The 13,340-nt window shown below is 45.8% G+C and carries 9 protein-coding genes; all 9 read right to left on the bottom strand.

All coding sequences use genetic code 11. From position 1 onward, the window contains the following. Positions 1-2,306, bottom strand: a 2,306-nt coding sequence (locus KHS38_RS13345) for a DUF6443 domain-containing protein (protein ID WP_249665396.1), incomplete at its 3' end; no start/stop codon positions are given. A gap of 32 nt (positions 2,307-2,338) precedes the next feature. Next, positions 2,339-5,989, bottom strand: a complete 3,651-nt coding sequence (locus KHS38_RS13340) for an RHS repeat protein (protein ID WP_213489036.1) — start codon at positions 5,987-5,989, stop codon at positions 2,339-2,341. Between the two features lie 167 nt (positions 5,990-6,156). After that, a complete protein-coding gene (locus KHS38_RS13335; RefSeq protein ID WP_213489035.1) occupies positions 6,157-7,101 on the bottom strand; it encodes a hypothetical protein in 945 nt (314 codons plus the stop codon). A gap of 125 nt (positions 7,102-7,226) precedes the next feature. After that, positions 7,227-7,757 carry a hypothetical protein gene (locus KHS38_RS13330; protein ID WP_213489034.1) on the bottom strand — a complete coding sequence of 177 codons (531 nt, stop codon included), beginning with the start codon at positions 7,755-7,757 and terminating at the stop codon, positions 7,227-7,229. 1 nt (position 7,758) lies between these two features. After that, positions 7,759-8,976 carry a PilN family protein gene (locus tag KHS38_RS13325; protein WP_213489033.1) on the bottom strand — a complete coding sequence of 406 codons (1,218 nt, stop codon included), beginning with the start codon at positions 8,974-8,976 and terminating at the stop codon, positions 7,759-7,761. Positions 8,977-8,988: 12 nt separating this feature from the next. Further along, positions 8,989-10,923 carry a type II secretion system protein GspD gene (locus KHS38_RS13320; RefSeq protein WP_213489032.1) on the bottom strand — a complete coding sequence of 645 codons (1,935 nt, stop codon included), beginning with the start codon at positions 10,921-10,923 and terminating at the stop codon, positions 8,989-8,991. 10 nt (positions 10,924-10,933) lie between these two features. After that, the gene (locus tag KHS38_RS13315) at positions 10,934-12,367 is read right to left on the bottom strand and encodes a GspE/PulE family protein (RefSeq protein ID WP_213489031.1); all 1,434 of its coding nucleotides are present in this window, start codon (positions 12,365-12,367) and stop codon (positions 10,934-10,936) included. Continuing rightward, positions 12,364-12,858, bottom strand: a complete 495-nt coding sequence (locus tag KHS38_RS13310; protein WP_213489030.1) for a hypothetical protein — start codon at positions 12,856-12,858, stop codon at positions 12,364-12,366. The genes KHS38_RS13315 and KHS38_RS13310 overlap by 4 nt, the downstream gene beginning before the upstream one ends. A 32-nt stretch (positions 12,859-12,890) precedes the next feature. Beyond that, positions 12,891-13,316, bottom strand: a complete 426-nt coding sequence (locus KHS38_RS13305; RefSeq protein WP_213489029.1) for a type IV pilin protein — start codon at positions 13,314-13,316, stop codon at positions 12,891-12,893. Between the last annotated feature and the right edge of the window lie 24 nt (positions 13,317-13,340).

Below are 13,340 nucleotides of genomic sequence, written 5' to 3'. Positions count from 1 at the left end.
TGGTTACCGCTGTAGGTATAATCCAGCATGCCCTGACTCGTGCCGATGCCACCTCTGGTAAGCTTGGTGATATTGCCCATTACGTCGTAGCTGATTGCCTCATCCAAAGCGTTAGCTGTCGATACGGCATTAGTCAGCCGGTTCACCTTGTCATACGTATAGGCAAAGCTCTTCGTGCCCGGCGCACTGACTTTCGTGGTGAGGTAGTTCATCTGCGCAATATTCCCGTTCCACTGTGCGTTTGCCAATACATCCGGCGTGTTGTACCTCAGGTCCAGCGAGAACAGGTTGCCGCTCGTTGTCATCGTGCGCATCCAGCCCCGCTCGTTGTAGCCGTAGCTCAGTGTCTGCAGCCCATCACCCAGCGCCTTGTCCTTCAGTTGCCCCACTTCATTGTACGTCAGTTTCGATAATGACGTTGGTGCTGCATCATTGATGCTTTCCGTAGTTTCTACCTTTCTGCCCATATGGTCGTAGCTGTAGTTCATGGCAATCGTTGTGGTCGTACCATTCGCAATATGCGTACGCTTGCTACTCAGCAGCTCATCGGTAAAGCTGTAGGTGTTGTCTACCTGATCCGTGCCTAAAAGATGGTTCTCGCTCTTGCTTTGCACTACTCTTCCTTCCTCGTCATAGTAGTTCACCGTCAGCAGCATCTTCGTTGTGCCCAATACGTTCACTTTCGTGCCGGTGAGTAACCCTGTTACATTCTCAGACTGGCCCAGATCCTTATTGGGCGCTGCCATGCCCGAAGCCCCTGACCCCGGAAAGGCATAACTACCATAATAATTCATCGTCAAATACTGGCCAACACTTCCCTGCGGAATCGCATTGTTGCTGTAACCTGTGGTGGTATTATTCGCATCGGCGGTCTCCCACTGCCCAGGGGCTGAATAGGCTCTGCCTTGGAAGTCTTGCCGGTAATTATCATAAGCTAGATTACTGTGCAGATTATCATTATACACACCTGTCAATATAACCCTGCCCAAAGCATCATACTTGGTAAACGTCCACTGCTGCGGTGACCTGCTGCGCTGCACGGCATCCTGGCTCATCACCAGCTGGTCCAGTCTGTTATATACCATCAGTTCCCAGCCTTTACCCGGCACTTTCTTCTCGATCAGCCGATTCCGCTCATCATAACGGTACTGGTAACAAAACGCCGTCTGTTTGGTCGCATCCGGCAGCCCCCCGTCCGCACCAGCTCCCGGCGGCAATACAAACGAGAGGTTGCCCAGATCGTCATATACATAGTAGGTGCTCAACTTTTCAATGGTGGTTGTGCCGTTCACCACTTTGCGGTTGAACGTGCGCTTCAGCACTACGTGCCCTTCCTTATCCTTGTACTCGTGCACCTGGCCGGCTAAGCCGTCCGCTTCCACGTAGTTCTCGTCTTTCAGCACCGTCAGGTACAGCTCCCCTGCCGCATAGTAAGGCGTCTGGGAGGTGAGGTGATTGGGGTTGGCAAGCGAACGCTCGTATTCCTTGCCCGCTACGGTGCTGGCAACTGCCGTGTACAGCCGCACCGAGTAATCGCCCGTTACCTGATTGGTGCCGTATTCCGTTTTTACCGTATGCCCGGTCGTAGCGCCGGCAACCGGCTGCCAGGGCTCGCCGGGTGCACCCTGCTCCATGATCCGGTTAAGCGGCGAGGGCTCGAACACCGTCTGGGCAAAGGGCTTGGTAGTACCTGTCACCCCCGGCGCATTCCAGGCAGTGCCCGTAGGTGCAGCATAGAACGAAAGCTGATCGGCTATCGCCGCAGCCTTGTAGCTGCCGTCGCTCGCGGCTGAGGGCTGCACGGCATAAGGCTGGTATTTAAGCGTCTCCCTGCCAAACTCATCATAGGCTACGGGCTGCACCACATCGCGCTGCGTGGGGCTACCTTTGACCTGCACCGTCTGCAAGGGCCTCCCCAGACCATCAAAGTACTGGATATTCGCCATCAAACTGCGGCTTGTGGTGGTGTCTGCAATCAGCTGCGCCGAGGTAGCGAAGCCTGCTATGCGGGGCGTATAGGTGACAATGTAGTTCTGGTCTGCGCCCGGGCGCGCCTTTAAAGGAACGCCGGGGATCACTGACTGCAAGGGTACATACACCCGAAGGCTTCTGCCCGCAGCTGCCGTGAAGCTGAAAGGTGCCTTTAAAGTAATGCCCGAGCTATTGTAGTACTCGCCCGATGCAGGCGTACCCGTCAGCTGGCCCGTGGTCACCTGCGTCTGAGCCCTGGAGAGCAAGGCCGTGGACAGTAGCAGCGCGGTGAAACCTGCCGCTGCTTTATAAGATTTGCAAAGTGCTTGCAACATAAGATTTGAGGTTAAATGGTAAGTGATTAAGGTTACTGGTTCTGGTAGTGGTAGTCCATCTGCTTAATGATCTGCCCCTTGCTGTCGCGGACTGCCTTTAGCCGCTGGAACTCATCGTACTCGTACGTCGTCGTCTCGCCTCGCGCATTCGTCTGTGAGGTCATGCCCACTAACGGATCGTAGGTATAAGTCGTCATTTCCGCATCTTTGGGATACAAGCGCAACTCGTCGATCCGGCCTTTACCACTTACTTCGGCAGCACTTTGGCCGCTCAGCACGTGCTCATAGTACGTCCACCCGTTAACAGTAGCCCCTTTCGTGTAGGCACTGCCGTTAACCGTGTAAGCACCTCCCTGACTCCAATACGATATAATATAAGTTTTAGCCGGTGTTAGTCCGGATGCTTTAACGGATGACCAGCTCAGGTCAAATGTAGCAGTACCTGTTTTAGCAGTGATTCCAAACGAGCCGTTACCCACATAACTCCAACCTCGGTTGTCGTTATATTCAAAGCTCGTATAAGCTACATCTTCCACCCTGGCGTTTTTGATCTGCGCAATCAGATAACTATTCGTTTCATCCCACAGCAACACATTGGGCAATAAACCTTTCAAGCTCACCTGTGTAAGGGTCATATTAGGACCATAATGATCAAAGGTAGCTTCACGGGATAAGGACTGCTGGTTATTTGACTGATCTATCGCAGTGCGCACCAACTGGTTGTCTACTATACCATAAGAAATCTTGGTTAATGATGTTTCTTTATTGTTATTTAAGCTCCGCTGCTCCAGCAAATGATTATAAAAACTCAAATTAACAAGAGATTGTTCTATAGCCGTACGTGAGGCTTTATCATAAGGATATATATACTTGCTTCCCAGATTTTCGCCTTTACTATTGAGCATTGCATTTTCGGCAAGTTGACCAAGATCATTATAGGCATATGTGGTGGTAGTTTTAACCGGGCTGGCCGTGCGATAATCTGTCGTTATGCTGCTTTTTAACCTGTACCACTTTGAGTTGATTGGGTACTCTTGTATTAGATAAGTATTCGATGGGTACTGGTAAAGTTTTAGAGGAGGCAAACATTCAAAATTTACTATAATGTTTTTGGTTGCTTTGAAGCCCATTATTGTACTATCCCTTAAGCTGATGTATTCATTAAACACATCTTTAAGCTTGTTGCCCGAACGGTCGTAAAATTCTTCGCTCCGGACCATACCGTTAAGCAGATTAGGGTTATCAGGAACACTAACGCCAACTGAACTCTCCTGGTTATGATATATATATACATGCCTTCCATTCGTTTCTCCATTACCGGCTAGCTCCAGTTCTTCCACCCGGGAGTACCCCACCAGGTTACCACCTGCCGCATTAGAGAAGGGAGTGAAGCTTTCCGAACTTACGAACCAAACCTCTTTGTCACCCCGCGAAATCTCATTATAGCGTATATTTGCTGGATCATCTGGCGGAAGACCGGGATCCGGTGGTAGACCGATAAGTCTTAACACTTCGGCATGCAGGTTATGACGCGTCACATACTGAACAGGCGACATCAGTTTGCCACTGGAGGTCTGATCCTCGTTTCTATAAATAAGCTTTTTATGGCTGATAAGGTTACCAGATACGCCAAAAAGTTTGATAGCAGCAACCCGAACACCGGCACCAAAGCTTAAATTAGAGGTACTTACCGGGATATCATAATAAGTAAACCAAGCGCCCACAGATCCCTGCCGATTATAAGCACTTTGATCTCCTAGGCGATCGGGAAGGTCCACTTGTAATTTAAATTGCGCACCGGATTTTACCTGCGCACTCGAAAACTCGTAAGTTGGGGTATATGTTACCGCTCCGCTTTGTTCATAAGCTGTACGATCGGCAATATTCAGTACCCAAGTCTTCAATACGGTCTCCGTTCCGTTAGCAACTTGATATAAGTTAATTCTTGCATCCAGCATATCAGTAAATGATATCGGCGCACCTCCCGGTCCAGGATAGCCCCGGTTGAACGTCAATGTAAACTTAACGGTTGCCTGAAGAGGGATCTTGAAAGATGCAGACGTTACCGAATTAGTGGTATTTTTGTCATCTAAGTTGATGTTCCGTTGATTGGACTGAACCTTATCTACATCCGGCAAATTGAAGTTACTGAAGTCGTTCGACTCATAACTGAACTGCGCAAATCCACCCGAAGGGTACTTCACCTGCGTGAGCATACCCACCGTCATCTTACTTTTGTCTGGGGAGCGGTTTGCACCTTTCACCCAATCTATGATCCAGTAAGGCATACTGGCAGCTTCTAAGCCAGAGTAGTAAAAGTAATTTAAATCAGGGATGAGCTTTTTATTATTTTTACCATTATAATAACCCCAAAAATCGCGAGCGTAGGAAGTTTTAAGCGGTAAGGCCTCGCTTTCCTCATAGTTAAACTCATAAGCTGGATTTACTTTTGCATCACCAGCGACAGTATAACCTGTTTCCTGAACGGACACCAGTTTCAGCCGTTTTTTTAAATTATCCGGCCTCGGGCTGGTGTCGACCATCGGGTCATAGTTTGGATTGGTGAAGTCTCCTCCCAAAACCGACCCATTAAAATAGTCATAATTGAATTTGACTGTTTTCAAAACCTTCCCGCTCCGTTTACTGGAAATATTGACTAAACCAACGCGCTTAAGCGAAATATCGTCCCTGCTTTCTAATTTGAAGTCAACAACAACGTCTCCACAGGTTATCTTGTTAAGTTGCATAACATGATGTTCAGTTGGCGAGATGTTTACCTTTACCCAGTAATCCGTTGATCCGGGCAATGGCCCTGCAGTTTCCGAACCTTTTTCTTCAAGAGGATATTCACTATGAAAGTTTTCGTTATAACTTTGAGACCAGTACGTCCCTTTTTCATACTCGAAATTTATCGTCTTGTTGTTATTAAGAACAAGTTTAGTAAGTTTCCATGTCTCACTAGTTTGCCAAAAATCGCCGCCGGGTATCACCTCTTCCGCTGTTTCAAAATAATACCGGTGGCCGTCTATCGTCGTAGCCATCCAGCCATTTTGAGTTGCCTGAAACCAAATTTGATCCTTTTTGTCAATTAAAATAATTTGGTGGCTTTCCGGATCAATATAGAATTTACCAGAGTACCCGCCAGGAAAGTTATAAATGTAAATATCCGGTTGTCCATAACCTTGTACTAAACTTTCCATTGAATTATAAGAGTCGCCCTCGCTAGGGGTTGAACAAAGAAAAGAGTTCCTCCCATTTTGCGTACGGGACTGAATTACCCCCTGAACTGCTACATGGCTCTTTAAATAGGCGTAATCTGACGAAGAAGTTACGGCAAAATTATCTTTCCTGTCAGGCAGGCCGTTAACAACGTGTATAATTGCCCCTCCCGGTTCAAGCAGCCAGCCCAAACCTACTGTACTAGCTTCATCTTCAACTCTGATACCGGAGCTATGATATTGTAATTGTATTGGCAGTTCCAGCCCGGCCTCTTTAATTGTATAAATAGGTACTGAGATATTTGCCGTACCTGTATAATATCCGATCGGGATATCACCGAAACGGCCCAGCAAGGCAGCCTCCGGAGAGGTAGGCACCATCTGCTTCAAGTTGAAAAAACTTTGCGGATTAGCATTCTGCGCCTGTACTAAGCTGCTTCCTGCCAGCAGTATCGCCAACATCATTAGGCAGGAAAAAAAGATGGTAGATAAGAATTTCGTCGGTATCACTCTAAACGATATTTTATTTAAATGGTAATTTGAACTTTGCTTGATATGGTTGATTTCTGTGAGTATTCAGAAAAGCACTGTTCACCGCTTAATATAAGCGCTGAAAGTATTGGAGCTTCAGGCTATTTCTTTATTGATTGAGACCTTGCCAGGGACCCTATTACCCTGCGGATTTTCATGTTCTGTTTTTGTAAATCTTCGATTCGCTTATTCTGCTCTATCATATATAGCGTCATCTCCTCCATCTTCTTCACCAACAACTTATTCATCTCACCCAAGCTAATACCTTCTTTAGCCACTTCTTGCTCTGACGGCATATCCGGCAGGTGTTTGTTTTTATCAATGTATTCTTTGACCTCTGCGAGGGAAGGCAGTTTATAGGTAGGCTTAAACACATAATCCGGCCATGGTAACGCCTCTACTTTGATTTCAGTTGCGCGGATATTGCCGGCGACGGCCAGCTTATAGCCTTTCGCATCTGTGGTGCCAATGCTCAAGTTACCATTCATAAAGGCAGAGTTACCATTTATTGCAATACCGCCGGAACCAACTTTAACGGCATAAGTTGTACCCGCGGCTGGATCGGCATAGGTTCCGGATGAAAAGCGAGATTCGGCTCCTGAAGCGAATATGCCGCCAGCTACCTCTAATTTGGCTTTTGGATCAGTGGTCCCTATACCAATATTGCCAGATAACCCTTGTATAAACAAACGGGTGTTTAATCCGGCTGTTGTACTGTTGCCTTTTGTATCAAAAAAGAAGTTGCCTCCCCAGGCATCATTGTCACCTACCTTTATTCTGGCTGAGGGGTTATTTGTACCGCGGGCATAAGTTGTAAAAAATATTTCTGAAGTGGCACCTGGATTGCCTAACCCATTGGTTAGCTCCAAAACCGGCCCCTGCCCCCCCTGTACATCTTTTCTGATTTCTAGGCTTGTCTTGGGGCTCGGGGTACCGATTCCAACTTTGTCTGATGTATAGGTCGTTCCTGTAACCTCGTTTTTGAACTGTGCATAAGAAGCGCTGCTGGCTGATATACCGGCTAATAAGATAATAAGATTTTTCATTGTTAAATTGTGATACTTTGATGAATAGATTTGATATATGTATATAATTGAAATTGTAAGCAAATTATCCTGCAGATGATATCATACCTTGTAACATCATAACAGGAATACGCAGACCTACTTCGCTATCTGATTATTTCCAGATAAACCAGCAGTGTAAGTCTTTTTTCAGCACCGGATGCTTTGGCGACGGTAGCCGAGCGATAAACTGCGGACCGAACCCTGCCTATTCCCATCTGGTGCTCTGCATTATGCAAGAAGCGGGTCAAAGCGAAGAAGCTTCCTTCGAGCGTTAAGTTTTGTATATGATAAGGTAAAGCATCTACTGCTTCCGTTTCTTTTCCCTGTGGTACGTCAATGATTTTAACGCTTTCAGTCTCAGCTATCGCCGATAATTTCTCTAAAATAATGCTACGGTAATTTGCCGTGTCTCCCCTGAACAGGTTCAATGTCTGATCCAGGTTGTGGTTTTTCCGTTCCAGAAAAGCTGGTTGATAGCTTACGTCTGAGGATTTCGTTAACTGAACCGAAAGCTGCCGGTTAATCTGCCAAGCCTCGAAGGTTCGCCAGAAAGCGAAACGTATACTCAACAGAAGCAATACAACAACAAGCGCGGCTAATAAATAACTTCTGCGGATTGGTTTAGGTAAATTCATATTAAAAATCAATGGTCACTGTGAATTGCCCGGTATCCTGTTCATTTTTATAATTATACCCCTCAAGCTGTACATTTTTAACCCATTTTAAGCTTCTCACCCTGCCAATCCATTCATTTACCAACACAATGCGTTGTGTCTGGCCTTTAATCTTAATTTTTCTGCTTTCAAAACGCATACGCTTACTTTCACCTCCAACGGTTTGCACCTGCGGATCTATCGCGACTTCTTCCCAAGTAACTTCTGGTGGCAGCATCTGTGCTATTGCGTCAATCAATAAGCTTTTCTTTATACCGTCTTCCCAACCTAAAGAGTCCAGCCGGGCTTCCTTCACTTTTATCTGCGCATTCAAATCTTCAACATCAGTTATGCTGCGGCTGCTTCTGCCCACCTGTTCGGCCAACTGGTTATTCTGTGTGTTATAGTTAGAGAATATCAAGAAATTTGCAAGCAATAAAATGAACATTATACCCAAGGCCGCAAAACTGAACACTTGAATCTTCCGGTCTTTAAGTGCATTATTCAGGCTTATTTCCAGTACAGGAACTTCCGCCTTAATTACCGGTAATCCGGCGGCCAACACAAGCTGAAACGCCGCAGCATAGGGAAGTATCAGTCTTTCATCCAGCTTTTCGGCTTCCAGCTTAACCGGAAAAGGTGCCAGCCCATCAGCAACATAACGATAGCTTACCCAGTCCTTCTTTTCGTTTCGGGTGGCATGGTGGCCATCAAATAGCACTTCCTCACCATAAAAGTTCAGTTGAGGCAATACCTGTTCTGCTACAAAGGGGCCCAAGCTCACCGTTAATACAGAAAGGCCCAGTGCTGCAATCTTTTCCAGCCATTGATCCGCTTCTGTACGGCGAATAAGTGCTACAAATGATTGATCACCGGATATAAAATTCTGCAGATAAAAGTCCTCGGGATTACCATTAGGTAATACCCTGGCGAAGTTTCCAGCATCAATGTCATCCAAACGCCCAACCTTTTTAATGAGTATGCCTTTACCGGAAAGGTTTATTGCAACAGGTACTTTGACATCGCAATGCTTGGCAAGCTCCTGCAAAGACGATGCGCCGGTTACTTTTTTGGTTATCTCCAGCTTATTACCCGTAGCTTTTACATTACATAAGCTGATATGCAGTTCACCATTGTTTCCAGCATGAATATGAACACCTGTTGTTTCTGATATCCTGAAATAAGGTTCTAATAGTCGCACAGTAATCTCGGGTTAACGGATGATGGTGGGCTTGATGAATACGACGGTGACCACCTTGCCACGGGTCTTGGTGCGGCTGCTAAACAGCCACTTCAGTACCGGGATACGCGACAGCAATGGTACGCCTGATGCGTTCTCGCTATTTTCGGTACGTTCGATGCCACCCAGCACAATCATGTCTTCATTATGCGCCCGTAGTATCGACTCAAACTTGCTGTTCGATGTGGGCGGTGGTGCATTGTCTGGCGGAATACCGATAAAGTCGGATATATCCACTTTTATATTAAGTGTCACCTGATCATCACCGGAAACCATAGGGCGGATGGTGATAGCCAGGTTAGCATCCACCTTGTTGAACTGGCTTGTAAAAATACTGGTTGGAGATGAAAGCGAGGGAATAACATTCTGGGTTTTGATCTCATAATACCGTGTGGTACCAATGCTTAATGTTGCCGGATGACCGTTTAACGTAGATAATTTAGGCACAGATCTGACCTCTACATTGTTGCTAGCCTCCAAAGCCGAAATGGTAGCATAAAAATTTGGCGTCACATGCCCGAGGTTTACTGAAGTGATTTTGCCGACTTTATTCAGGAAATCATTGATAGAGCGTGAACCAAAAGTATAATCAATTCCCGGCAAAACCTTTCCACCTGTTTTGATGCTGTCACTGATGCCTGCGGTTATACCGGTACTTACGGTACGGTTTTTACGGATATCTAACAAGGTAACCTCAATCAGTACCATGGGTACGAGCAGGTCTATCTGCTTAACAAGCGACTCAATCTCGGCAATCTGTGGCTTAGAGCCGGACAGTAATAAGGTATTTTGCTCCCGGAATTCTTTAATTTCCACTCCCCTTTTCCATTCGTTCGGAATCATGGCGAGAACGGTATCGATGGCCCGGTTCTGCAACTGAATGACTTTGTTGGTACGCAGCCCTTCCAATTTACGGTCGCCAATCATATAGATACCGTTTTCCTGGGTAAAGGTATAGTCAGTACCTTGAAATAGCGCTGAAAGGAAATGCTCGTAAGTAACGCCTGCCACATGCAGCGTGATGTTTCCCCTGATTTCGGAATATAAAAAGTAACTCTTATTGGTTTCAAAGGAGGCTGACTTTACCAAATCAAGAATCGACGCATTCGTGGCGTCTGCAGAGATAAGCTTCTGCCCGGCAACCGTCGTTACATACAATCCAGTCTGGCTGCCTGCATTGCTGCCAGCTGGTTTAAATGCCTTTCGTACCGCAGTGTTTTTATCGCTATTTACGTAAAGCTGCTCGCCATCCTCCAGACCTTGGAATAAGTAAAAATTATCACTGGTGCGGGTCAGCTTCAGATCGTTGGCATATGCCAGTTTTTCCAATGCTGTTTCAAACGGTGCATTACTGATAAAAGAGGTTACCAAACGATTCTGTAAAGCGATAGGAACTACTACATTCTTATTAGACAGCTGGGTAATACGTTTAGCAACAGAAGAGAGTGTATCATTATTCAGCTCCAGGCTTAAAGTGTTCTCTAACTGATTATAACGGGCATTTACCTGATGCACAGGCGGCGGTACATTTGCTGCCGGGTCCTGATACTGGGTGATATAAAGAATTGAGCCAATGGGCGTAATGTCAAGATTGTATTGCTTAGCCAGAAATATCAGAATATTAATGGCCGTGACGTTGTTAAAGTTGTTATAAACTTTAAACGTAAGTTTGGGGTCTACACTCAAACTAAGCCCGTTAGATTTACTTAAGGCATTCAAAAAGTCGGGCAAAGATACGCCGGTAACCGCCAACTGAACGCCATCATTCAGGCCGGGCACGGTAACCGCCAGCTTCTCCAGCTTTTGTTGCAAGGCCTGTATCCGGTCCTGCTGCTGCGCGTGCAGCCGGTCGGGAAGCAATCCTATAAACACCCATATCCATAAAAGCACTAAAAATCGTCTCACCATAGGTTTTTTATCAATAATTAAATAATAAGGGGAAAATTTCTTCAAGCGAGGTTTTACCTTCACTGAAAAGACCGAAAGCATTCTCGGCCAGGGTTTGTATATTTCTTTCTTTCAGGAAATCCTGAACGTACATGTTCTCGTTCTTGATCTCTACAGCCAGATCCTGATCAATCGGTATCACTTCATAAACGGCTTTCCGCCCTTTATAGCCGGTATAATAACACTGCTCGCATCCGTTCGGTATGTAATGCTCCTCAACAACATGGTAGGGTTTAAACTGCCGGGGATATAAAGCAGCGGTAAATGGCTCCACTTTTTTACAATGCGGGCAAAGCAAGCGCACCAGGCGCTGGGCCACTGTTGTATTCAAGGTACTGGCCACCAAAAACGGCGGAATCTTCATGTCAATCAACCTGGATACCGTTCCCCATGCAGAGTTAGTGTGAATAGTTGATAAAACTAAGTGTCCTGTTAAGGCAGCCCTAATAGCCATATTAGCTGTTTCCGTATCCCGGATCTCTCCTACCATGATAACGTCCGGGTCCTGGCGTAAGAAGGTGCGCAGCGCAGAAGCGAAACCCAAACCGATTGATTCTTTTAGCTGTACCTGGTTAATGCCTTCTAGCGTGTACTCAATAGGATCTTCAATGGTCAGGATATTGCGGGTTTCCTTATTGAGCAGTTTAAGCGTTGCATACAACGTAGTCGTTTTTCCGGAGCCTGTAGGGCCGCTGATGAGCAGAATTCCGTTAGGGCGTTTTACACCCTGCAAGTAATTAGAAAGATCGAATTCTGAAAAGCCAAGTTTATTCAGATCTATGTCTGTTGCGTCATTATTCAGTAAACGCAAAACGACCTTCTCACCGTGCAAAGTCGGGAGCACAGACACACGGATATCAAATTGGTGGTCCTGGTGTTTGAAGTTGATTCGGCCGTCTTGAGGCAGGCGCTTTTCTGCAATATCTAGATTAGAAAGGATTTTGATCTTATTGATAAGTGCCGGATATTCATCCCGTTTGAGGAGATAACGCTCCACCATCATACCATCTATCCGGATACGAACCCGGCATTTGCTTTCATAAACCTCGATATGAATATCACTGCTTTTCAGGCTTTTTGCTTCGCTGATAAGCGTCGACAGAAAATCGTCGGCACCGGAATGCCCCTGCAGTTGCATGGCTCCCTGTGCGGCATTATCTTTAAGGTAATACCGGGAAAGTAAACGGGCTACAGCTTCTGCTGGCAACGGCTCCAAACGAATAGTTAAACCGGTTAAAATCTCCAGTTCTGATGCCAGCTCCGTTTCGTTCACGGAATGATCATAATACAACTCCAACGAATCACCAGATTTGGTTTTAGGCAAGATACGATAATGCCAGGCCTGCTCTTTCGTTAGCCAATGCACCTGATCGGGAGTTAAGACGATATCTTCTGTCAGATTCATAACATTAACAGGTGAATAAGTGCCTCATCATTTGTAAGATCACAGGCCGGTAGCAGCCAACTGCATATAAGCAGTAATGCAAATAAAATTGCTTGCCCTCCAGCGAGCGGTATAGCCAACTGCTTTTTACCAGAAATCTGCATATAAATAAAGCTGGCCAATAGCACGATTATTAAGCTAATTATATAGAAAGCCATATAATGGAGGATGGGCATATAAAATGCAACAGAAAGGAGAAAAAGGATATCCCCCCAGCCCAGCATACCATTGGCAATATTAACCAACTGCCTGTGCTTTACCGAAAAGTAGGCAGTTACGAGTAGTAGTTGTACGGCCAAAAACGAGAAAGTTATAGCTAGCGAACTTCCAATTTCTTTAATTGATTGCCCTTGTTGACCCCGTAAAGCAGCAAGGCCAATGGCTAGTGCCGGGAACCAAAACCAGTGAACGGACCTGCTACGCATATCCTCGATCGTAATCATCAAAAGCACACATATACATGACAGCTTTAATAACAGTAGCATTAGTCTGGCGTTACCTCATGTAAGGTTTTGTCCTGATTTATTTCCCAAACGTTAAATGTCCCGTTGCCATTAAAATCTACTACAGACGTGGCTTTAGCTGTAAAGCCCGTAAGCGTAGCACTGGTAATTTCGATGCGGTAATTGGCCCTGCCATCTTTACCATCAGTTGTTAACTTTTCTTGTATAAAGCCCAACTCCTTCAAATCTGTTGAATACTTAGAGTATTCATAGAAGTAATTTTTCTCCAGCATTTGCACATGTGCCAGTTGTTCTTTGGCCTCCATGCTTTTGGCTTTGGTAATAAGCGGTAAAAGGTTGGGTAAGGCGAGTAAAATGATAATCCCAATGATGACCAACACAACCAAAATCTCCGTAAGAGTGTAGGCTGCCAGGCGTTTTTTTAATAAGGTTTTCGGCGGTTGCATCTTCAACTAAACAATGCACTAAAA

The sequence above is a fragment of the Mucilaginibacter sp. Bleaf8 genome, from assembly GCF_018390515.1.
Classification (GTDB): Bacteria; Bacteroidota; Bacteroidia; order Sphingobacteriales; family Sphingobacteriaceae; genus Mucilaginibacter.
Note: the sequence above shows the minus strand (reverse complement) of the source record. Positions and strands in the feature narration are given on the sequence as shown.